At 46.4% G+C, this 22,572-nt stretch carries 22 protein-coding genes and 1 pseudogene; 16 read left to right on the plus strand and 7 right to left on the minus strand.

Annotation, left to right across the window (positions count from 1 at the left end; all coding sequences use genetic code 11):
• Positions 1-267: 267 nt before the first annotated feature.
• Both E5S67_RS10365 and E5S67_RS33980 read right to left on the minus strand, forming a co-directional pair.
• The gene (locus E5S67_RS10365) at positions 268-2,352 is read right to left on the minus strand and encodes a histidine phosphatase family protein (RefSeq protein WP_172186957.1); all 2,085 of its coding nucleotides are present in this window, start codon (positions 2,350-2,352) and stop codon (positions 268-270) included.
• Positions 2,353-2,771: 419 nt separating this feature from the next.
• On the minus strand, positions 2,772-2,900 hold the full coding sequence (locus E5S67_RS33980; RefSeq protein WP_281363530.1) for a hypothetical protein: 129 nt from the start codon (positions 2,898-2,900) through the stop codon (positions 2,772-2,774).
• Between the two features lie 801 nt (positions 2,901-3,701).
• Between E5S67_RS33980 and E5S67_RS10370 the strand changes: the two genes are divergently transcribed.
• The 3 genes from E5S67_RS10370 to E5S67_RS10380 all read left to right on the plus strand — a co-directional run bounded on the left by E5S67_RS10370 (position 3,702) and on the right by E5S67_RS10380 (position 7,711).
• A complete protein-coding gene (locus E5S67_RS10370; RefSeq protein WP_172186958.1) occupies positions 3,702-6,179 on the plus strand; it encodes an ATP-dependent Clp protease ATP-binding subunit in 2,478 nt (825 codons plus the stop codon).
• A 397-nt stretch (positions 6,180-6,576) separates the two neighbouring features.
• Positions 6,577-7,170 (plus strand): signal peptidase I, encoded by a 594-nt coding sequence (gene lepB / locus E5S67_RS10375; RefSeq protein WP_172186959.1) that lies wholly within the window; start codon positions 6,577-6,579, stop codon positions 7,168-7,170.
• Positions 7,171-7,387: 217 nt separating this feature from the next.
• Positions 7,388-7,711 carry a DUF1825 family protein gene (locus E5S67_RS10380; RefSeq protein ID WP_006632589.1) on the plus strand — a complete coding sequence of 108 codons (324 nt, stop codon included), beginning with the start codon at positions 7,388-7,390 and terminating at the stop codon, positions 7,709-7,711.
• A gap of 114 nt (positions 7,712-7,825) precedes the next feature.
• Here E5S67_RS10380 and E5S67_RS10385 read toward each other — a convergent pair whose 3' ends face one another.
• On the minus strand, positions 7,826-9,745 hold the full coding sequence (locus tag E5S67_RS10385) for a PBP1A family penicillin-binding protein (protein WP_172186960.1): 1,920 nt from the start codon (positions 9,743-9,745) through the stop codon (positions 7,826-7,828).
• A gap of 307 nt (positions 9,746-10,052) precedes the next feature.
• On the opposite strand from E5S67_RS10385, the gene tyrS reads away from it, so the two are divergent.
• From tyrS to E5S67_RS10400, 3 genes are read left to right on the plus strand one after another with little or no spacing between them, the layout of a single operon-like run.
• On the plus strand, positions 10,053-11,285 hold the full coding sequence (tyrS, locus tag E5S67_RS10390) for a tyrosine--tRNA ligase (RefSeq protein WP_172187010.1): 1,233 nt from the start codon (positions 10,053-10,055) through the stop codon (positions 11,283-11,285).
• Between the two features lie 42 nt (positions 11,286-11,327).
• A complete protein-coding gene (pyrF, locus tag E5S67_RS10395; protein WP_172186961.1) occupies positions 11,328-12,038 on the plus strand; it encodes an orotidine-5'-phosphate decarboxylase in 711 nt (236 codons plus the stop codon).
• A 37-nt stretch (positions 12,039-12,075) separates the two neighbouring features.
• Entirely contained in the window at positions 12,076-12,672 is a 597-nt protein-coding gene (locus E5S67_RS10400) for a hypothetical protein (RefSeq protein ID WP_172186962.1), read from the plus strand.
• 264 nt (positions 12,673-12,936) lie between these two features.
• On the opposite strand, the gene E5S67_RS10405 is transcribed toward E5S67_RS10400, so the two are convergent.
• Positions 12,937-13,614 carry a uracil-DNA glycosylase gene (locus tag E5S67_RS10405; RefSeq protein WP_172186963.1) on the minus strand — a complete coding sequence of 226 codons (678 nt, stop codon included), beginning with the start codon at positions 13,612-13,614 and terminating at the stop codon, positions 12,937-12,939.
• Positions 13,615-13,805: 191 nt separating this feature from the next.
• Between E5S67_RS10405 and E5S67_RS10410 the strand changes: the two genes are divergently transcribed.
• Entirely contained in the window at positions 13,806-14,477 is a 672-nt protein-coding gene (locus E5S67_RS10410; protein WP_172186964.1) for a phosphoribosyltransferase, read from the plus strand.
• A 42-nt stretch (positions 14,478-14,519) separates the two neighbouring features.
• Positions 14,520-14,810 carry a hypothetical protein gene (locus E5S67_RS10415; protein WP_172186965.1) on the plus strand — a complete coding sequence of 97 codons (291 nt, stop codon included), beginning with the start codon at positions 14,520-14,522 and terminating at the stop codon, positions 14,808-14,810.
• A 172-nt stretch (positions 14,811-14,982) separates the two neighbouring features.
• Here E5S67_RS10415 and E5S67_RS10420 read toward each other — a convergent pair whose 3' ends face one another.
• Positions 14,983-15,366: a VOC family protein gene (locus E5S67_RS10420; RefSeq protein ID WP_172186966.1), complete on the minus strand. Its 384-nt coding sequence runs from the start codon at positions 15,364-15,366 to the stop codon at positions 14,983-14,985.
• A 60-nt stretch (positions 15,367-15,426) separates the two neighbouring features.
• Complete coding sequence (locus E5S67_RS10425; protein ID WP_172186967.1) at positions 15,427-16,047, minus strand: histidine phosphatase family protein; 621 nt, start codon at positions 16,045-16,047, stop codon at positions 15,427-15,429.
• A 55-nt stretch (positions 16,048-16,102) separates the two neighbouring features.
• On the opposite strand from E5S67_RS10425, the gene E5S67_RS10430 reads away from it, so the two are divergent.
• Positions 16,103-16,570: a tetratricopeptide repeat protein gene (locus E5S67_RS10430; protein WP_172186968.1), complete on the plus strand. Its 468-nt coding sequence runs from the start codon at positions 16,103-16,105 to the stop codon at positions 16,568-16,570.
• Positions 16,571-16,718: 148 nt separating this feature from the next.
• Here E5S67_RS10430 and E5S67_RS10435 read toward each other — a convergent pair whose 3' ends face one another.
• Positions 16,719-17,045 (minus strand): hypothetical protein, encoded by a 327-nt coding sequence (locus E5S67_RS10435; protein ID WP_172186969.1) that lies wholly within the window; start codon positions 17,043-17,045, stop codon positions 16,719-16,721.
• 154 nt (positions 17,046-17,199) lie between these two features.
• Between E5S67_RS10435 and E5S67_RS10440 the strand changes: the two genes are divergently transcribed.
• The 7 genes and pseudogenes from E5S67_RS10440 to E5S67_RS10470 form a co-directional block, all read left to right on the plus strand.
• A complete protein-coding gene (locus tag E5S67_RS10440) occupies positions 17,200-17,466 on the plus strand; it encodes a hypothetical protein (protein ID WP_172186970.1) in 267 nt (88 codons plus the stop codon).
• A gap of 38 nt (positions 17,467-17,504) precedes the next feature.
• Positions 17,505-17,786 carry a hypothetical protein gene (locus tag E5S67_RS10445; RefSeq protein ID WP_172186971.1) on the plus strand — a complete coding sequence of 94 codons (282 nt, stop codon included), beginning with the start codon at positions 17,505-17,507 and terminating at the stop codon, positions 17,784-17,786.
• Between the two features lie 217 nt (positions 17,787-18,003).
• Positions 18,004-18,831 carry a PHP domain-containing protein gene (locus E5S67_RS10450; protein ID WP_172186972.1) on the plus strand — a complete coding sequence of 276 codons (828 nt, stop codon included), beginning with the start codon at positions 18,004-18,006 and terminating at the stop codon, positions 18,829-18,831.
• 200 nt (positions 18,832-19,031) lie between these two features.
• Positions 19,032-19,241, plus strand: coding sequence for a CsbD family protein (locus E5S67_RS10455; RefSeq protein WP_172186973.1), 210 nt, complete (start codon positions 19,032-19,034; stop codon positions 19,239-19,241).
• A 295-nt stretch (positions 19,242-19,536) separates the two neighbouring features.
• The gene (locus tag E5S67_RS10460; protein WP_172186974.1) at positions 19,537-20,493 is read left to right on the plus strand and encodes a hypothetical protein; all 957 of its coding nucleotides are present in this window, start codon (positions 19,537-19,539) and stop codon (positions 20,491-20,493) included.
• On the plus strand, positions 20,493-21,356 hold the full coding sequence (locus E5S67_RS10465) for a DUF1822 family protein (RefSeq protein ID WP_172186975.1): 864 nt from the start codon (positions 20,493-20,495) through the stop codon (positions 21,354-21,356). Before E5S67_RS10460 ends, E5S67_RS10465 begins: the two co-directional genes overlap by 1 nt.
• Positions 21,357-21,529: 173 nt before the next feature.
• Positions 21,530-22,572: pseudogene (locus E5S67_RS10470) on the plus strand (hypothetical protein); the annotation flags it as partial.

Here is a 22,572-nt window from a genome sequence, read left to right on the forward strand (position 1 = left end):
ATCGAGCGCCCATATATTAGTTACCCCACTAGAGCTAGAGTTTTATTTATGTATCTTAACATAGTTTTGTTTTTTCTCGCCGACCTACTTACACTCTCCCGATTTTGAGATATAACAAGTTCATTCCAGAACTAGATTTTTAAATAGAAAATTTGATGTACTGTGGAGCGACTGAATCTGTAAATTGCTCCTGTCTTGAACTTGGAGCTGACAGAATTTCCCAAAATTCTGTCAGCTCCATTAATATCAACTGTGGGCGATCGCCACTTATGCTCCACCTGGGGATGCAGTAGCAGATACGACATTCAGGTTAGCAACTAACCCATAGGTTGATATGTACTCTTCTAACTCTGCTAAATCAACACTGCCATTTTTATCGGAGTCAAGAGTATTAAAAAGATAATCAGTGATGTAACTTCTGACTTCTTCAGAGCTACGTTCGCCTGTTGTCATATCTTCGATTAGCCCTAACAACTCCATAATCTCAGTTCGTTCTAGCGACTTACTGCCATCCGTATCCAATTGCAGGAACAGCTTTTTGATATCTGCTGTTGCCACTCTCGAAGAACGCAGTGTCTCTCTCAATATGTCATTGCCAAATGAATTCATGAACAATATCTGTTCGATGAGTGGTATGCAGAAGAACCCCAGCGCTGCCCAAAAAATTGCATATTTTACGGCTTCGGGATTTGCAGTTGCACTAACTCCGATGAAAAGAGCCGCCCAAAGGAAAAAGTTTGGGTTCACAAGCAGGATATAAGCATCCCGAGCTTCTGCCTTGCTTAGCTTGCCCTTTGTAAATACTGAAGTTAATGTAGCTACTACGCGCATCGAGACAAATACCAAAGTTGCAATTGCCAATTGTTGCAGACAAGCTAGCGATCGCGCTGTATCTGTTGAGGAAAATATATCGCTGAGGAATGTTGCCGGAGTAAACTGAAACCCGGTTGCCAAAGCCATGAATGCAACAGCAAGCACACCGATAAATTTCCAGTTTTTACTGTGGTGGTTTGATTCCACCGGGGATTTGTCGCGCCAAAACTGGGCGATCGCACCCGGTATTGCCAGACCTAAAATTAAAATGACGCCGAAAAAGATCAGGCTGTCAACGTTAATCGGTAAATTGGCAACCTTCAATGTAGCCAGAAGCGCTAGTGGAGCAACGATTGATAGGGTTCTTGACAATAGAGCCGACGGATAAAGATTGCCGCCCCAAAGCACTGATAAAACTGGGGAAGTCAGGGCTGGCGGAACCATCCAAAACAGCACCCACAAAACTTTGTACAAATCAGCTTCGGTCTGATACAAAAGTCCAGAAAATATTAAAAATAGCCCAACTACCCATCGCACTGCCATCCACCCGTAAACTAGATACTTCACAGTTGAAGTTACTTTGCGTTTACTCGCGGCAAAGTCGATGTCCAGGTAGGTATAAAACGTTGAAGCGGCAAGACACACAACGACGATCGCTCGAAATAGGGCTGACGGAATCCCTCCTGCTGCGCCGCTGATTGCCCCTACCAAACTTCCCACCAAAAAGGCGGCGGCATAGATCAAAATCGCCCACATAATTGAAAGATCGTTGATCTCTTTCCGCAGGGAAGCAGCACCGCCCGATTCCTTGTCCCGAAACTTGACTAGATCCACACCGCTGAGAGCTTTACCGTTGGGGAGTTTCAGGTGTTTATAAGCTGTCGGCGGTAGACCGCTTAAATAAAGTGCTAGAGGCTCCAATACATATTGGTGGCACACTACTAGAACTGTTTCACCGCGTTCCAAGTGCGGTACAACTTTGTCTTCGTAGAAACGGGCAGCGCGAGAGTAAACTTGGGCAATCTTTTCGCCAGCCGGGGGTGCTTCGTTATGTGAATGCAACATTTCCTCGAAGCCTTCATAGCCAAGAGCAAGACGCAGCAGATTCAGGTTGCGCCCCGCAAAAATGCCAAAGGATTTTTCGCTAATTCGATGGTCTATCTCAACCGGGGTATCTGGCGACTTTAGTGCTTGACTTTCAGCAAGGGCGATTTCGCAGGTTTGCCGTGCGCGTCTCATGTGGGAGACATATACTGCGTCAAACTTTGTACCTTTTTTCTTCAGGTCAACACCTGCACGGCGTGCCTGCAATCGGCCAAATGATGTCAGGTCAACATCCAGCACTCCTGCAAAAATGTTGCGTTCGTTACTGGTACTTTCACCGTGCCGAATAAAGTAGACACGTCCTAGCTCTTCTGCATTGAATTCTTTTGGTGAATCGGCAGAATTAGCTGTGGTTACATCGTGGGATTTACCTGTAACTTCGATCGATCCCTTGTCGCTACTTTCTAGCGGGTCATCTAAGTTTCTAGTGTTCATTATTTACTTTTACTACGCCTTAAACATGATTCAGATTGTCTAACGTTGAACTTTCAGACTTTCAACTCAAACGAGTTAACGACAAAAAGCACTCTACCACGCAACCACGGCCATAGACCGTGCCGGTCATAATACTTTGCACTCGAAGACCGTGCTTTTTGTCCAGCAAAATTTATGGTAAAATCACCCGAAGTAAAAAAATTTCAAGTAGTCCACTTTCTCGCGGTTTACCAGAAAAGGGAGAGCTATGCTAAAGATTGAATTTACTCCGGTTGGTATCAAAGCTCTTCATGATTGCAAGAGTGCGGGCTGTTTTGAATTCCTAGTCTGAAACCCGTGATTTTGGGTTGAGCGATCGTGCGATCGTTAGCGCCACCCTCCTAATGTTCGCCCTGCAACCCTTCTTCTACAGTGGATTATCAAAAACTGTCGGAAGTGTTGCGATCGGCGATTTCCTGAAAGCCCATTCCCGCGTGCGACTGAATACTAGATATTTTCTCGTACTCACCCAACTTAAATTTGATAGAAAGCTTGTAAAAATTCGTCAAAAAAAAACTGTTTGTTCTCGAATTATTACGCCGATTTTTTGGGGTTTAAAACAGCACAATCTGACTCGATAGCGACAAATCCTAGGACTCACAAACAAGATTTAGATTCTCTTGTGACTTTAAAGTTTGAGAGATTTAACTCAGAGCGGTTAACGACAAAAAACACTCTGCTGCGAAAGCACTTTCTTTGACCGTGCTGATTATAGTCTGACTTTAACCCTCGGAGTGTAGCAATACTAACTAATTGATGCAGGAGCGATCGCACAACTGACAACATGAAGAACACCCAAATCTTCACAGGATCTGAGACAAAATTTTAGATAAAAAAAGCCCAGCTCGCTCTTTCCCTCGCAAACCAAAAGATTCTTGAGATGGACAGCAGCTTAAGAGCGAGTTTAGGGGATCGATCGCCCATCTAACCAATAACTTTTGTGAAAAACCCGCCCGACACTTCAATAAATATCAATTTTACACCTGCATGAGAGCCAAAAAGATTATGCTAGAATCCATCAATACGTAGTCGTAGGTTGGGCACAGGCCGAGAAGAGCAATCTTCTTGCAGTCTAGGGGAGGTTGTAGGTCAGCCACCATTTGGGTCTTCCCAGTTGAAAGCCATCCTGCAACGGCAGCCTAGAATCTGCAACCGCTTTTCCAGTGCGGCAGAGCGGTTGGGAGTGTCACGCTAGAATAAGCAGTACGAGTAGGGACACGGCAATGCCCTGTCCCTACGAGAACAAAAACGCTCGTTGTGCGAGCGTGACCTCGAAACGGGCACATAGCAGCAGGTGATGGGAATAAATCATGTTTGAACGCTTCACAGAAAAAGCAATAAAAGTAATCATGTTGGCCCAGGAAGAAGCTCGCCGCCTGGGTCACAACTTCGTAGGGACAGAGCAGATCCTCCTGGGTCTGATCGGAGAAGGAACCGGGGTTGCAGCGAAAGTCCTCAAATCAATGGGTGTCAATCTCAAAGACGCTCGGATTGAGGTGGAAAAAATCATCGGCCGCGGTTCCGGCTTCGTAGCAGTCGAAATTCCGTTCACTCCCCGCGCCAAGCGGGTTCTAGAACTATCCCTAGAAGAAGCTCGCCAACTCGGACACAATTATATAGGTACCGAACACCTGCTGCTGGGCCTGATCCGCGAAGGTGAAGGAGTAGCGGCCAGAGTCTTAGAAAACCTGGGAGTAGACTTGTCGAAAGTCCGCACCCAAGTCATTCGGATGCTGGGAGAAACCGCAGAAGTCGCAGCCACCGGCGGAGGTGCCCGCACCAAAACCCCAACCCTCGACGAATTTGGTGCCAACCTCACTCAAATGGCGGTCGATGGCAAACTAGACCCAGTAGTCGGACGCCAAAAAGAAATCGAACGGGTAATTCAAATCCTCGGTCGCCGCACCAAAAATAACCCGGTGCTCATCGGCGAACCCGGAGTCGGCAAAACCGCGATCGCCGAAGGCCTGGCCCAACGCATCGCTAACAACGACATCCCAGACATCCTCGAAGACAAGCGCGTCGTCACTCTCGACATCGGCCTCCTCGTCGCCGGTACCAAATACCGGGGCGAATTTGAAGAGCGCCTCAAAAAAATCATGGACGAAATCCGCACAGCGGGTAACGTGATTTTGGTGATTGACGAAGTACACACTTTGATCGGTGCAGGTGCGGCTGAAGGCGCGATCGACGCAGCGAACATCCTCAAGCCGGCTCTGGCAAGAGGCGAACTCCAATGTATCGGCGCTACCACCCTCGACGAGTACCGCAAGCACATCGAGCGCGATGCAGCCTTAGAGCGACGCTTCCAGCCCGTCATGGTCGGCGAACCGACCGTTGACGAGACGATCGAGATTCTCTTCGGTCTGCGGGAACGCTACGAACAGCACCACAAGCTGAAAATCTTGGACACGGCCCTGGAAGCCGCAGCCAAACTCTCACATCGTTACATCTCCGATCGCTTCCTCCCAGACAAAGCAATTGACTTGGTAGACGAAGCAGGTTCCAGAGTCCGCCTGATCAACTCCCAACTGCCCCCGGCAGCCAAAGAACTTGACAAAGAACTGCGCCAAGTCCTCAAAGATAAAGACGAAGCGGTGCGTTCTCAAGACTTTGACAAAGCCGGCGAATTGCGCGATCGAGAAATGACGATCAAAGCCGAAATTCGCGCTATTTCCCAAGCCAAAAAAACCGACTCGGCCCGCACCGGCGAAACCGACCCATCGCCAGTAGTCACCGAAGAAGACATTGCTCAAATCGTGGCAAGCTGGACGGGCGTCCCGGTCAACAAACTGACCGAATCCGAATCCGAAAAGCTGCTGCACATGGAAGATACCTTGCACCAGCGCTTGATCGGGCAGGAAGAAGCAGTGAAAGCCGTTTCCCGCGCCATCCGCCGCGCCCGCGTCGGCTTGAAAAATCCCAATCGCCCGATCGCCAGTTTCATCTTCTCCGGGCCAACAGGCGTCGGCAAAACCGAACTCACCAAAGCCCTAGCCGGCTACTTCTTCGGTTCAGAAGACGCGATGATTCGGCTGGATATGTCCGAATACATGGAACGGCACACCGTCTCCAAACTCATCGGTTCCCCTCCAGGCTACGTCGGCTACAACGAAGGCGGCCAACTCACAGAAGCAGTCCGCCGCCGTCCTTACACCGTCGTGCTTTTCGACGAAATCGAAAAAGCCCACCCCGATGTCTTCAATATGCTCCTGCAAATATTGGAAGACGGCCGCTTAACAGATGCCAAAGGTCGCACCGTGGACTTCAAAAACACGCTGCTGATTATGACCTCAAACATCGGTTCTAAGGTGATTGAAAAAGGCGGCGGCGGCCTCGGCTTCGAGTTCACTGAAAACCAAACCGATGCCAATTACAACCGCATTCGCTCCTTGGTTAACGAAGAACTCAAAAACTACTTCCGCCCCGAATTCCTCAACAGGCTCGACGAAATTATCGTCTTCCGCCAGTTGAACAGGGAAGAAGTCAAGGAAATCGCCGTCATTATGCTCAAAGAAGTATTCGGCCGCTTGACAGAACAGGGAATCACCCTGGAAGTGACCGAAAAATTCAAAGAACGGCTGGTAGAAGAAGGCTACAACCCCAGCTACGGAGCCAGACCCCTGCGCCGCGCCATCATGCGGTTGTTGGAAGACAGTTTGGCTGAGGAAATCCTTTCTGGCCGCATCAAAGACGGCGACACCGCTGTTGTGGATGTGGGCGAGGACGGAATTGTTAAGGTGCTGCAAGGTCAAAAGCGGGAATTGCTGCCCCAAGGCGCTGAGTAAGATTGAGTAAGTGCGATCGCAAGTAAAGTTTGGAAACAACCAATCTCGCAGTCGCAAACAACTCAAAATCCTCACATAAAAAAGGTAGAGAATTTAAATTCTCTGCCTTTTTTATGAGTTAATATCAAGAGGAGACTTATTGCATAAATCTTTGATTGATAGGGAAACCGCAGATGCAACGCAGATGCCTTTCAAGATAGTTTGCAAAGGCATACTCTTCAAGTCTAGTAATTAACAGCGAGATACTTCAACGGTAAGCTGTACTGCATTTAAATTGTATATTTTGGGCGGGTTCGCGTGTCCAGCCCGCTCATGGTTTGATTATTTCTTGAGATGCAATTTAAATGCTGATGAGCTTAATCAGATAATTAGTGGCAACTATATAGCGAGGACTTTCATGACATCTGAAAAAAATAATTTGGGTACAAAAGTAGCAGAAAATCCGCCGGAAACCTGGTGGCAGAAAGCGTGGAAGTCGCAGCGAGAAAATCTTCAGATAGTGATTATTGCTTTGAGTTTAGCAATAGTGATTCGTGCGTTTGTCGCCGAACCGCGCTACATACCCTCAGATTCTATGGTACCAACTCTGCACGTGGGCGATCGCGTCGTAGTCGAAAAAATCTCTTACTACCTCGAACCTCCAAAAACTGGCGACATCGTAGTATTTGCCCCTCCCGAAAAGTTGCAAGAACAAGGCTTTACCCAAGACCAAGCATTCATCAAGCGGATAATTGGCTTACCGGGTCAAACCGTCGCTGTTAAAAAAGGTTTAGTTTATCTCAACGACAAACCCATCGTTGAAAAATATATTGCCGAACCTCCTAAATACCAGTGGGGGCCTTATCGCGTCCCAGAAAATGAATACTTTGTGATGGGAGACAACCGCAACAACAGCAACGACTCCAGCAGGTGGGGATTTTTACCTAAGCAAAATATCATCGGCCGCGCTGTAGTGCGGTTTTGGCCTCTAGAACGCATCGGGGAAGTTTGAAGTCAGTTGACAGTTGACTGTTGACTGTTGACAGTTGACTGTGGTCATCGCAAGCCCGATGCCCGATGCCCGATGCCTCTCCTGTACGGAAATTTCTACTTATTCTTGTACCTTGAGGGGTAGGGACTTCCGACGGCAACTGATAAAATAGTACAAAAAGCAGTGGGATTTCTCGCCTCGATCAAAATTAGTAGAATATTAAAAAATTAGGAAAGCTATGGGATTTTTTGATTCAGAAATTGTTCAGCAAGAAGCCAAGCTGTTGTTTGAAGACTATCAATCTCTTATCAAACTCGGTGGCAATTACGGCAAATTCGATCGCGAAGGCAAGAAAATGTTCATCGCTCAGATGGAATCAATGATGGAGCGCTACCGTATTTTTATGAAGCGCTTCGAGCTGTCTGAGGACTTCATGGCTCAGATGACTGTAGAGCAGTTAAAAACACAGCTCAATCAATTTGGCATCACGCCCCAGCAGATGTTTGAGCAAATGAACTCAACGCTGGAGCGGATGAAATCTGAGCTGGAAAAACAATCCTAGTGAGCAGAAGGAAGAAGGAAGAAGGAAGAAGGAAGAAGGAAGAAGGAAGAAGGAAGATGAAACAAGTAAGGGGTAATTTTCAACAACTACTGCCTACTGCCTACTGACTGATAGTTAAGGCCGCTCAAAAGATGAAGCAGGTTTGAAACTTTCTGCGGGAACGCCTTCCAAAGCTTGGCTCATAAAATCGCGCCAAACAGGGGCGACAATAGTACCGCCAGTAGCACCGTAGCTCATCGGTCTGTAATTGTCGTTGCCCATCCAAACAGCCACCGACAACTGGGGCACGTAACCCACAAACCAGATATCCCGTTCTGAGGAAGTTGTACCAGTTTTCCCGGCAGCCGGCCGCCCAAGTTGAGCCGCCCTTGCCGTTCCGTTGTTAATTACCCCTTGCAGAGCGCTGTTGACAGATGCCGCCGCCCAGGAATTGAGAACTAATTTGGGTTTGGGCGTATTGTCGAGCAAGACGTTGCCGCTGCTGTCAGTGACTTGCACGATAAATGTGGTGTCAGAATGCCAGCCGTTGTTGGCGAAGGTAGCAAAAGCTCCGGCCATTTCTAAAGGAGTCAGGTCAACCGCACCCAAGGGCAAAGAAATTACTGGTTCCATCGGACTTCTGATGCCGAGTACCCGGCAAATCTCAATCACTTTATTCAATCCGACTTCTTGACCAAGCTTGACCGCGGGAATGTTGAGAGATACTTCCAAAGCTCTGCGGATGCTGACGGCACCGGAGAACCCGCCGCCGTAGTTTTGAGGGTAGTAGTAGCCGTCGCCGTCGCGGTAGCCGACAGGGGAGTCGTAGACAACGGAATCGGGGCTGTATTTGCCGCTAGCAAAGGCAGCGTAGTAGATAAAAGGCTTAAAAGAAGATCCGGGCTGGCGACGTGCTTGAATGGCACGGTTGAACTGACTCTTTTCGTAATCGACGCCGCCCACCATTGCTTTGACGAAGTGGGTGCGGGGATCGACGGCGGCTAGGGCAATTTGACCTTCCTCGCGATCGTAAAACAGCCCTTGGTAGTAAAGCCGATTGTGCCACGCTTTGACGGTCTCTTCGGCTATGCGCTGCATTTTGAGGTCGATCGTGGTTTGAACGCGCATTCCGCCCTTAACCACGGCATCTCGCCCGAAACGCCTCGTCAGTTCCTGGACTACGGCTTGTGTTACGTAAGGAACTTGAGAGCCACCAAAAGAGGTAATTTTGCCTAGCTTAATTTTTTCCTGGCGGGCAGCAGTCTCTTGGGCCGGCGTAATCCATTTGAGCTCCTTCATGCGTTTTAAAACGAGGATTTGCCGCTCTTTGGCCAACTTGTAATTGACGAAAGGACTGTATTCTTCGGGGGCAGAAATTAAGCCGGCCAGCATCGCTGCTTCTGAAAGTGTCAAATTACTTGCTGACTTGTTGAAATAGCTTCGAGAGGCTGTCTCTACGCCGTACAAGTTGTGACCTAAGTAGATTTGATTCAGGTATAGTTGCAGAATTTGGTCTTTGTTGAGAATTTGCTCCAAGCGGATAGACATTACCGCTTCAGCTACCTTGCGACTAAATTTTGACTGGGGAGAAAGAAACAGGTTCTTGACTAGCTGCATAGTCATAGTCGAGCCGCCTTCAACGGTTCTACCTTTCTCTAGGTTGACTATGAGAGCTCGGGCTATCCCGCCGGGGTTGATGCCTTTGTGAGTGAAGAAGTTGCTATCTTCGATCGCCAGAACAGCTCGTTTCAGGTTCGGGGAGATTTGGTCAAGGGGTACGACATCCCGGTTGGCTTCGTCGTGGATGCTGGCTAGGGGCTTGCCGCTGATGTCGTAAATGTGGGTAGTTTCTGTAGGAGAGTAGGTTTGCAAGATCCGAACATCTGGCAAATTGCGGAAGCTGATCGCTAAGCCAACCAGTCCGCCAGCGACTACGGAACTGGCAAGCATTGTCATGCTGAGTATGGTTCCGGCGGTCACTTTACTGACTGACTGAACAAACTCGAATACGGGGGCTGAGTTTTCCGTGTTTTTGCGGACTGCGTTGGTTGACACGTGGATTTCACTTCCTCACTCGATTTGGGGTTTAAGACTTTTAATTTTAGATGCGAACCCTAGAGACAGTCAGTCGATTTTAGATTTTAGATTTTAGATTTTAGATTTATTCCACAGATGAATCTGGGAGTTTGAACAAGAGTCTAAAATTTGGGGATCTCCACGACTGTTGTCGGGGGCTGGTATCCGTTTTTGGGCGGGGTCAGCTAATGAAAGCCGGTCAGCTTTGGGATTATAGTAGCTTGATAGTTATGTTTTTATGCGTCAACCAGTGAGTGTAACTAATTCTGCTGCACTTTGGCAAAATATGATGGACGATCGCTCCCCGATGATAACTCCTAACCTTTCAGCGCTTTACCGCGGCGTCAGCCAGATTTTTCCAGATCGACCTGATTCTAGCAACCCTGACGAAAATTTAGCCCAACTGCTGGCAAAAGTCGATCGACCGTTGCGCGTCAAACTCGGAATTGACCCGACAGGGAGTGACATTCACTTGGGACACAGCATTTGTGTCCGCAAGCTGCGAGCTTTTCAGGATGCCGGTCACACAGCCGTACTGCTCATCGGAGATTTTACCGCAAGAATTGGCGATCCGACAGGGAAATCCGAGATGCGCAGCCAGTTGACGGCCGAACAAGTGGCGGAAAATGCCAAGACTTATTTAGACCAAGTGCGTCCGATTCTAGATTTTGACACACCCGGGCGTTTGGAAATTCGCTACAACTCCGAGTGGTTGTCGAAATTGGATTTGGCGAAGATTTTGGAACTGCTGGGGACGATGACGGTGCAGCAGATGCTCGCTAAAGAGGGATTTGATAATCGGATGCAGCAGGAAAATGCAATTTATCTGCATGAGTTTCTGTATCCACTAATGCAGGGTTACGATTCGGTGGCTTTGGAAGCGGATGTGGAGTTGGGGGGAACTGACCAAAAGTTTAATATTGCGGTGGGAAGAGATTTGCAGCGGCATTTTGGGATGAAACCGCAGTTTGGTTTGCTGATGCCGATTTTGATCGGGACTGACGGGGTGCAAAAGATGTCGAAGTCTTTGAACAATTATGTTGGTTTGTCGGAAGACCCGCTGACGATGTATTCTAAGTTGGAGAAAATTGCTGATAGTTCGATCGCCCAATATTTTGAACTCTTGACAGATTTGCCACTTGATGAATTGCCAGAAAATCCGCGAGAAAAACAGAAACTTTTGGCTGTGGATGTGGTGCGCCAGTATCGGGGGAAGGAAGCGGCGGATCGCGCACAACAAGATGCAATTGCGCTGGTTAAAGGTGCTGCGGGACAAGCTGATGCTGTGGCGGAGTTTTCTTTGGCAAACGTCCAGTTTCCGGCTAAGTTGTTTTATATTCTGAGTGCTAGCGGGCTTTGTAAAAGCAGCGGTGATGCGCGGAAGTTGATGCAAGGCGGCGGGGTGAAGCTGGAGGGCGATCGGGTTTCTGATGTTAATCTTACTTTTGAATCACCTGCTGATTTATGCGGTAAGGTTTTGCAGGTTGGGAAGAATAAGTTTGTGCGATTGGTGTCTTGAATCTCTTTTTTAACCGCAGATGAATACTGAAGATGAACGCTGATGAACGCTGATAATCGAATTATTGTTGCTTTGGATGTTTCGAGTCAAGAAGAGGCGATCGCACTTCTTGACAAACTCCCGCAAGTATCTTTCTGGAAAGTGGGTTTGGAACTGTTTGTGAGTTCCGGGCCGGGGATTTTGGAAATTTTAAAACAGCGAGAAAAGCGGATTTTTCTCGATTTGAAGTTTCACGATATCCCGAATACTGTGGCTGGTGCTTGTCGGGCTGCGGCTAAGTACAATGTGGATTTATTGACTATCCATTCTACTTGTGGTAAAGATGCTTTAAAAGCGGCACAGTTGGCTTTGACTGAAGGGGCGGCGGCTGTGGATAAACCGAGTCCTAAGTTGATTGCAATTACTCTGTTGACGAGTTTGAATTCGCGACAGTTGGCTTTTGAGTTGAAAATACCTTTGGAGTTGCCGGAATATGCTTTGCACATGGCATTGTTGGCTAAGGAAACTGGTTTAGCTGGTGCTGTTTGTTCTCCCCAAGAGGTGGAACAGTTAAGAATGAGTTGCGGGGATGATTTTCTGTTAGTTTGTCCCGGTGTGCGTCCGAAATGGGCCGATGGGGGCGATCAAAAAAGAGCGATGACTCCGAAGGCTGCTTTGAAAGCAGGTGCGGATTATCTGGTGATTGGGCGGCCGATTACTGCTGCGCCCGATCCGGTGGCGGCTTTTGCGCGTATTTGTGAAGAGTTGGAGTAACAATAGGAATGTTGTTTTTTACCGCCGATAAACGCCGATGAACGCCGATGGAATTTTATCTGCGTTCATCTGTGTTTATCTGCTGATATCTGCGGTTGCAACTCCGACTTTGGCAGTTAATTTTGTGACAAATCATGCTAACAGTATAAATCCTAGTCGGTATGATTTGTTAGTGCGATCGCCCTGTCCTGCTGATTTAGAAACTTTGGTCGATCGCCTGTTGCAAGATTTGCCTAGTTATGCTAATCGCGTAATTGTGCGATCGCACTTTTCTCCTAACAAAAACACACCGTCCGGTTACGCGCTGCCTCAAATAATTTTAGCCGGTCGCCCGGAGTTTGAACCGTTACCTTTAAATTCTGGGGATGCACTTCCTGAAAATGCCAGTCAAGTTTTCATTACGACTTTGGAACGGCAGTATCGCGGGGGAGAACGAGTCGAAATTCAGCAATATCATTGGTTATTTTTCACTAAAACGGAGAACGGATGGGAGTTGGCAAAAATCGTTTCTCGGTTTGGTAATGCGGCGGATATTCGTCCTTTATTAGGCCAAGATAGTGAAAGCGAAATTGCTCAGGCTATTCGTTTGTGGTTGCGCGATTGTCAGGCAAAAAATAAGTTGTCCCACAACTAAATTGTATTTTTGGGCGGGCGAGACGCCCACCCCACAAGAAATAATTGTGATTGTGGAACAGGCATATTGTCTGTTCAAAACAAAGGTGTAAGAAAATTTAGTCTTTGTGTGTGGAACAGGCATCTTGCCTGTTCAGAACAAAGGTGTAAGAAAATTCACGAATTTTAGGTTGAGTGGGGGCTGGTTTTTGTAGATTGTGGGTGGGAATTGGAGATTTTTGGTGAACACGCCCTACAAATCAACCACAAAAATTGATGACAATTGTTATTTTAATTCATCCAATTTAGCCTTGATAGCCTGCATATCTTGCCACATAAACCATTTCGGAGTTTCCGGTTCGCGGGAGGGATTTCGCAACAAGTACGATGGGTGAAATATCGGCATACACAAACGATTTTCCCATTCAATCCATTGACCTCTGATTTTACTAATCGGTCGCTTGTCGCTTAGCAAACCTTTCAGGGCTGTTGCACCGGTTAATAAAATAATTTTGGGGTCTAAGATGCGAATTTGTTCGAGCAAGTAAGGTTTGCAAGCTTCGATTTCTTTTGCTGTCGGAGGGCGGTTGTTGGGAGGGCGACATTTGATGACGTTGGCAATGAATACGTCGGTTTCTGCACTCAATCCCACGGATTCTAAAATCTTATCTAACAGTTGGCCCGATCGCCCGACGAAGGGCAATCCGGTTTCGTCTTCGTTTTGTCCGGGCGCTTCTCCCACAATCAAAATTGAGGCTTGAGGATTGCCGCGCCCGATGACAGCGTGAGTGCGCGTATTGCCTAATTCGCAGCGATAGCAGCGGTTGCAGTGCTCGCCGATTTGTTCCATATTTTGATAAGTGCCGGGAGGAATGGGAATTTTGGCATTTGCTGGTATTGAGTCAGTTTGGAAAGTGGCACTTTGATTGTTGTCAAAAAGGCTCAGTTGCAAGTCACTGGACATAAATTTTACAATTAGGGAGATTTTTTTGAGTCTAGAGTTTATAGTTTAGATCGGGTTTGGTGATTTGAGATTGGCTAGAAGCTTGTCTGCGATGCTGTCGATTCCCTACGGGATAGCTGCGCTTCACGCACAATCTCAAATTAATACTCGCAAGTCTCACATTATTTCGTTGAGCTCGTACAGGCAAAAATATGTTCTCTAACCCGTTTTTTGACGATCGCGCCGATGCAGGCGAAAAACTGGCCGAGGCAGTTCTGGACGAGCTCGGTAAGTTGAATTTAACGGCACAGGAGGCTGTTAAACCGATTGTTTACGCCTTGCCGCGCGGAGGTTTGCCAGTTGCTGTGCCGATTGCGCGCCGCTTGGGCTGTCCTTTGGATGTGGTTGTCGCCAAGAAAATTACTCGCCCAGATAATTTAGAATTGGCGATCGGGGCTGCAACTGCTGACGGCCACGTTCTCTGGCAAAAGCAAAAGCAGCACAATTTGCGCTTGCAAAAATTAGCACTGCCCGTGGCTCAAAATAATGCTCAATCTCTGCTGGCGGATTTATCTGCGGGACGCCCCAATGTCAGCGCGGCAGGGGCTTTGGCGATTGTGGTGGACGATGGCATTGCTACGGGGATGACGATGGCTGTGGCGGCGCTGGCTTTGCAGTCGCAGCAACCTGCGGCTTTGTGGATTTGTGCGCCTGTGGCCCCGGTAGAATTGATGGGATTTTTGGCCGAAATGGGCGATAAGTCGATTATTTTGGAAACGCCAGACCCTTTTTACAGTGTCAGTCGCTTTTACGGGCAATTTCCGCAGGTTGAGACGGCGGAGGCTTTAAAGTGTTTGCAGCAACAAACTGAGTGGCGATCGTAGGTTAAGCTAGAAGGCAAAATCCAAAAGCTCGATCGCTAAAAAATGAGACCTTGGCAATATTGGTTGGACACTTTAATTCTGTCTACTCAGCACGATCCGCCTCGCTTTGTTGAGTTGGTGATGTTGACTTTGGCGATGATTTTGCTCGGGCTGTGGAGTGTAACATTGGAGTGGCAGTATTTAACGCTGTCTTTGAGTTATATAATTGGTTCGTCTTTTTCAATTTTGGTGCGGGAATCCATGGGCCCGCGGCCTCAATTTCAACTAACTCATCTGACAGCCTTGTTGTTATTAATAATCAGTTTTTATAGTTTTGCTGAACTGATTAGATAGTTAAGGCAGTTTTGATTTGTAGAGGCGGGTTTTACAATTTCATTGCGAAGGTCGTGAAGCAATTGCATAACTTATATAGCAATCCTGAGCAGGTTCTAAACTAGAGGTTTTTTTGAACGAACCGCGAAGACCCGAAGAAAGAGAATATTGAGAGTTGACAAATCATTAGCCATCATCCTACATTCTCGTGGGATTGATGTAAAATTATGCGGTTGCCGGCGGGATCGAAGGCATAGATTTCTAAACCGTGAGAAGTTTTGATAATTTCTCCGGCGGGGGGATAACCTAAAGCCCAAATTCGGGCGATCGCAGTTTCGATATCGCTGACTTCCAAACACAAACTCATGCCTGTTTTTGCTCGATTGGCAAATTCCGATTTGTGGGAATCTTTGGGTTTGAATATGCCGAGTCTTAAGCCGGGGAGTTGAAATTCAGCATAAGTATTGGGAATGTAAGGGTTTGGTTCTATGTCGAGAAATTTTGTGTAAAATTTAACTAGAAGTTCCTTGTCAAGGTCGGCTAAAGTCACTAGGGCGGCGCTGTATTGGAAACTCATATAAATTGGTAATGGAGAATTAGTAATCGGTAATTAGTAATATTATAACTTTCTATCTTTTTAAAATCCTCCAATTCGTCCGACTATTTCGATTTTACCTTGTCCAGATCCTCTGAGAATCACAGCTTCGCCGCTTTGCGGAACAATATCAGTAATCGCGGTAATATTTACTTGATGAGTTACCAGAATAATCGCGCCTTTAGTGTTGCGGTTGTCAAGAATCAACTTGCGGAGTATGGCTGTTTGTCTGGCTTCTTTGCTGCTGTCGCTAAAGAACGAGTTTAGTGCTGGTAACGGTTCGACTTTGCCTAAATTTGTCAGTTTTGCTGTTTCCAAACACCGACACCACTGACTCGATAAAACTCTGGCAACTTTGATGTTGCGATTGCGAAATTCGGCTCCAATTTGCTTGGCTTGGGTTCTTCCTTGTGCTGATAAATTGCGCTGGGTGGAACAGTCGCCTAAGTTAAAGTTAGCAGGATCTCCCGTACCTGGGGCGATCGCGTGTCGCATTGCTACCACCAGCCCAGTCTCGCCCCGCTGCAACAATTGCCACCCTGCTTGAGTTTGCGCGTTGGTTGCTGCGTCAGAAGTTGCAGTTGCAGTAATTAAGCCGATCGACAATACTAAAGCTAGCAAACCGAAAAAGCCTTTCCAGTTGAGGTAAATCCGCGCCGCCATTGTTCAAGAAGTTAGAAATTATCTTATCATATTAAGATACAACAAATATTGCTCTATGGAACTCACCAATTTTATTGCTCTGTCTGTCATTGTTGCCCTCGTGCTGGGGATTGGGTTTGGAACAATGACTTGGGCTTACTTCGGCAAGGGCAGCATTTCTGTACTCTTTAAAGAACCCATTTTAACTTACTCAGAATTTCCAGATACCGACAGCGGCAGTAAAGCTTCGGTTTATTTTCAACAAGGAATTGAGGCTTATCAGTCGGGAAATTACCGCAAAGCCAAAGATAAATTTACCAGCGCTGTAGAACAAGTTTCAACTTTGGCAGAAGCTTACCACAATCGCGGCTTGGCTTTTGCGAATTTGCGATCTGATGACGAAGCTGTTGCAGATTTGCTCCGTGCCAGCGAATTATATCAACAGCAGGGGACTGGATTTGCGATCGACACGATTAAACAAAATCTTGCCGCCTTGAAGCAGCGCAAATTAGAACGAGAAAAACAAAAAGCAGTAGCGACATAAATTATTTGTTTTAGCCAGTATAACTCAACCTAAACCTGGAGTTGTGAGCGGAAAAACCCGGTTTTTTTAATGCCTTTCGGAGAAACCGGGTCTGTTTACACAAATTTTATTAAAGTTAAAAATCAAGATTTAACATTCTCCCGATGGACTAAATTTTTCTAGCATCTTCTATTTGGTCGATTTGAGAAATCATCATTTCTCGGCTAGATGCCACAACTCGATAATTAGTAATGGGATCGTAAGCTTCCCATTCTTGAGTTACTTCGCTGTCTTGCCACAAAAACCATTCCAGATAAATTTCGCCGTCATCAATGTCGCCGCACAATGGAAGCCAATCATCTCCTCCCAAGCTATCAAAATCTCCTCCTACTAAGTCAATCCAAGCTGCAAGGATACAAGATTCAATAGCATTATTGTTAACAGCAACGGTGTTATATTCAAGAGAAGTTTCGGGAAAACAAAGTGTGGATTTCATAAGCTGTACCTGAATGTTATGTTATTAATTTATAAAAAATTCCTCAACGGTAGTGAAAGCAGAATGCCGCTATCTCAACCTCCACAGTTCCCACCTCGAAAAACCTTAACACCCAAAGCGCTCAAATGCCGATTCTGTAAGACTTGAGAGCGATTTGAGTGAATTCGCTGCAGAGGCTAAATTGAGCCACTTTGCCAACTGGCATAGAAGAAAGCCCGATCGACCAAATATTGGCGGCGAAGGATCTCGCGCCTTGAGGAGCGAAGACAGCGCGACTGCCAATTGTATACTGGGTAAGTTGGCGAGTTTCAGTACAGTTTTTGTGATAAAATTAGCAGCAACCGGACTTTCATACCGACAGCCCGGTTTGGTCAAAAGCTTTCCAACGGTGGTGCGATCGCCAGTTTTGATTTATTGTTAATTTTGCCAAGTCCCGATCGACTGTTAGGGAAAAAAAATATGCAAGCAACCAACCAAGAAAGAATTATCGATCTGACAATCCACTATACCAATGGCAAACAGCAACACTTCCAGTTCAGTGCGCCAGAGGGAACAGTAGGAGAGCAAGCAACTTTAGGCACTCGCCTGCACAAAATGTTGACGGCAGACCCGATAATTCTCGAATTGGCAGATAAACTGGTAGTTATCCCAGTTCACAACATACAAAGTATTGAAATATCGCCGGTTCCTCCCAAATTGCCAGAGGGTGTCATTTCCCCAATGCGAGAAATCAAGAAATAGCTAAGCTGTTCTGCATCTAAATTTAACTGAAAAGGCGGGGAGAATGCCCACCTCATGCAAGCTTTTAATAAACAGAAATGTACAAATTAAAGGCTCGACAACTTATTACAGCTAACAGATTTAAATCACCCAAAAAGTTGTCGCTCGCAGTGATGATATATCTCGCGTGAGTGAGGGGAATAATTGCAGGTTTCGCAGACTTTAACTTACCGAAAAAATGCTAGAGCTCCACTGTCACACTACTTATTCCGACGGCACTCTCACCCCTGCCGAACTCGTAGCCGCCGCCGCGTCTTCGGGGGTTCGCGCTTTGGCCGTCACCGATCACGATACGATGTCGGGTTGGGATGAAGCCTTCGCCGCCGCTGCTTTGTGCGGTATCGAAATAGTCCCCGGACTCGAACTCAGCACCGTTCACAACGGCCGCTCGCTGCACATTTTAGGTTTTTATCCCGATGCAAATAAGTTGCGAGTTCCTTTGAACGAGCGCCTGGAAGGACGGTTTCGCCGATCGCAGGAAATGGTCGAAAAATTAGCAGCAATGGGATACGCGATCGAACTGCCAAAAACATCTCCAGGTATGGCACCGGGACGGCCTCACATTGCCTCTGCGCTGGTAAAAGCCGGTCACGCCAAATCATCGCGGGAAGCATTCGATCGCTGGCTGGGAGATGACGGCCCGGCCTACGTGCATTACGAGAAATTCTCGATCGCCGAAGGCATTGATTTATTGCGAAGTTGTGGCGCAGTACCAGTTTGGGCTCACCCTTATTTATTTCGCGGCGGCGCAGTTGAGGAAGTCTTAAAAGAATTAGTAGATGCGGGTTTAATGGGAGTTGAAGTATACCATCCCAGCCACAGTTCCAGCCAAATCCAAAAGTTGAAAGAGTTGTGCCTTCATTACGGTTTGCTGGCAACTGGTGGCAGCGATTATCACGGCCCAGATCCTGAAAGGAAAGCAGCAGATAGCACTCAATTGAATATGCTACATTTGCCGTTAGAATTACTGGAACCGATTAAAGTTGCTGCGGCGACTTTGAAATAGTTGTTTAGGACACATTTTGCCGACGTATACAGTTGTCAAAAAAAGGAATCTTTGGCTTTTTGAGTGAGAGATTTGCCCGAAGTAAGTCATCAGGAGAAGACCGAGGTCAAGCAGAATATAAATTAATATGAAGTTAAAGGCAATTGCAGGCGAGTTGATTTTACAATGTTACTAAAGCAACTTGCCAAACGGAGCTTATTATGAGTGCAGAAGACAGAGCAAAGGCGATCGGCAAAAATTTAGAAGGCAAAGCTCAGGAAATTTTCGGCAACATCACGGGCAACAAAAAAGACCAGGTTGAAGGCAAAGCCAAACAAGCGGAAGCCTCCGCCCGCCACGCAGCAGAAGATGCTAAAGATGCTGTGAAAAATCTGACAGATAAAGCCAAAAGGTCGATCGACAAATTGTAGAAACCGCGCTATACCAAATCCTGGCTAATAGAATTCGCTTCATATCAAATCCTTTGGTATCAATAGGGTTTGATATGATTTATTTTTGAAATGTGCATAAAACGGGGTGACTCCTGCGATATCCCTTCAAAAGCGCAGTGGAGAAGTCCCTATGATGATTGATTTTACACCGGATTAATTTCTTAGTAAGGACTTCAGTCCTTATCGCATTGCCTTTACGAAAAATTTTTGCTCAATTCTGCATAAAGCCGCCAAAACCTGCGATATCAGAGTATCAACACGCAAAAACTGGACTATGACGAGACATGATACCCCCGTCGAACCCTTAGCAGGTTTAGTTCCTGTAGCGGCAAGTTTCAACTTGTTGGTTCCACCCACGGGTTGGGAAGCCAAACCGATTTCCTTGACTTTGTTACTGTTGGCAGGTTACAGCGCTATTTTCCCTGGGATAATCGAATTATCTCGATGTCATCCGAACCGGCCTGTGAACACCGACGAACAGTTACGCCAACTTCTACAACTCTTGAAAGACTCGCCAGAGGGGAGTAAGGAACAAGAAAGACTCAAAAATAAATTGTGCCAACTCATTCCCGATTTGCCCGGAATTCGCAAGCATCCTTATCCTAATATTGATTTAGAGGAAATGATGCAGGAAGCTTATTGCGGTTTTATCAAAACGCTTTCGGCATTTTTGCGGGGAATTGACCTCGAAAATCTCGCTGCTGATGTGTTGCGAACCCGAGTAGTTCAGCGGTTCAATAAAACTCTCAATAACAAAGTCTATGACCAATATCGCCGGATGCAGCAACAGATTTTTACTGTTAGTTTTGATGCTCCGATTACGAGCAACCCAGGTGAAAAATTTGAGGCTCAAGAACCAATAGACCATACCACGAAAAATGGGATCGATCAACTCATCGAGAGAGAACAAGCTCAAAATAAGCAGCGCATCGGTCGCAAACTATGGCAGTGTATTGAAGACGATCCGACGGGAGAACTGCAAAACAGTTATCCCAATGAAAAAATAGATAAGAAGAAGCCAAATAATCCCGAAAATCGCCGCCCTCGACCGGATGCCAATTCTCACGTACTCGCACTGCGATTGCTGTTGCAAGACCCTCCAGATAAATTGTCTGAAATTGCCAGAGAGTTAAACATTGACTATCAAACTCTCAACTCTCACTGGACAAGAACAGGTTTGGCTCTCGTCAAAGAGATTGGACTTAAGTTTGGATATCAACCCGAGGAATAATGGTGAATAGCATGGATACTTATTTGTTAGAAATTCCTCTGGAACAAACTGCCCGCAATTTGGCTCTGCAATTTGCTTCAGAGCAAGCTAATCCGCAAAAAGGCAAGCGGGTTTATTTCAATACCCTGGCGGTTTGGGCGGTTAACTATTTCTTGGAATGGATGGAAATGGAAACCGATATTGATGGCGGTGATAGTTGGAATTCAGCAATGCGGGCGGTTTTGGATGTCGGCGATTTGGTTTTGCCGGGAATTGGCAAGATAGAATGCTGTCCGGTTCAGCTTGGAGAATCGGCGATTTCTCTGCCGGAAGTGTGGGAAAGCCGCATTGCATATATCGTCATTCAGTTTGCCGAACCTTTTGATCAAGTGAAACTTTTGGGGTTTATTCCGGCTGTGGAAATGCAGGATGAAACTGAAGAGATTTCTCTAGCTAATCTCAAACCAGTTGAGGAATTGTTAGATTATTTGGATCGAATTGAGTTGGCAATTCCGCTGTTGCAAGGTGAAATTGAAGAGTTGCTATCTGATTTTGGAGAAGATGACCCCGTACAAGCACAAGTTCGGGAGAATTTGCAAAACAAATCTATTTCTGAAATTGTGGCAATTTTGAATAAAGTTTTGCACAGTAGTGAGAAATCTGACTGGGGATATGAAGGGGGGAAGGCTTTAGCGGGAAGTGGTTCTAGCAGTGGAGGTTTGGGAAATAGAAATATATCTTTCTCTCGCGATAAATCTTCACCTGTTGAGAAAGCTTCAGATATTGAGGAGGATGTGAAGGCGGAACTGAATCTGATTGCTGAAGATTTGTTGGAGAAGTTGGCTGAGATTTGGGGAGATGGTGATGATTTTGCCTTGTCATAAATCTACAATATCTCAGAAATCTGGATAAATTTCCATGACTTGTAGATACTGTCTTGACCTGTCAAGGGGTATCTACAACATTCCCAAGACAAATATCTAGAATTTTTCAGGAATCTGCATAATTCTCCCCCACATTCCCGATCGATATATATACAGAATAAAAGGAAACTTTAATGGACGAACAACGCCTCGTGGCCTATCTCCAACTGATTCAAGCCCTGGTTGAGTCCCCTAGCGGTAAAGTAAATGATATTATCAACGCCAATCGAGACTTAGTTGATGCCAATTTTGTGCAAGTCATGGAAGCGGAAGCGGAGAAGATGGCAGCAGAGGGCAACTCCAATGCAGCTTGGTTGCAAAATCTAGCGGCACATTTGGCAAATTATGTCACCAGTACAGCAACTTCTGAAGAGTATTTATTTTTCTTGATAGAGGTGTTGCAAGCAACGTCAGACAGTGGTGGAAATCCTCAAGTTGTCTATCCTATTTTACAACAAAATTTCGATAAATTGGATTTGCAATTTGCTCAAATATTACAAGCTTGGGCAACATCAAAATTCACAGAACTTGCCTCAGAGCAAGCTGCATCCATCGCAGCAGTTATTGGCAAGTTTGGCTACTTAATTAATCAGTTTCCCCTGGGGCGGGGGGCATGGAATTTAGAAATAGGTATTGCTTGTTATAGCGCAGCATCAAAAGTCTATACCCGCGAGGATTATCCCGAACGATGGGCAACGGTTCAAAATAATTTGGCCCTTACCTATAGTGACAGAATAGAAGGAGTCAGGGCAGAAAATATTGAAGGGGCTATCGCCTGTTATCGGGAAGCATCAGAAGTCTATACCCGCGAGGATTATCCCGAACAATGGGCAGGGGTTCAAAACAATTTGGGGATGGCTTATAGTGACAGAATAGAAGGAGTCAGGGCAGAGAATATTGAAGAGGCGATCGCCTGTTATCTGCTAGCTTTATATGTCTATTCCCGCGAGGCTTATCCCAAAAATTGGGCAATGACTCAAAACAATTTGGGAAATGCCTATACTGACAGAATAGAAGGAGTCAGAGCAAAGAATATTGAAGAGGCGATCGCCTGTTATCTGCTAGCTTTAGATGTCTATTCCCGCGAGGATTATCCCGAACAATGGGCATTGACTCAAAACAATTTGGGTACTGCCTATGGTGACAGAGAAGGAGTCAGGGCAAAGAATATAGAAGA

The organism is Microcoleus asticus IPMA8 (assembly GCF_013179805.1).
Classification (GTDB): domain Bacteria; phylum Cyanobacteriota; class Cyanobacteriia; order Cyanobacteriales; family Microcoleaceae; genus Microcoleus; species Microcoleus asticus.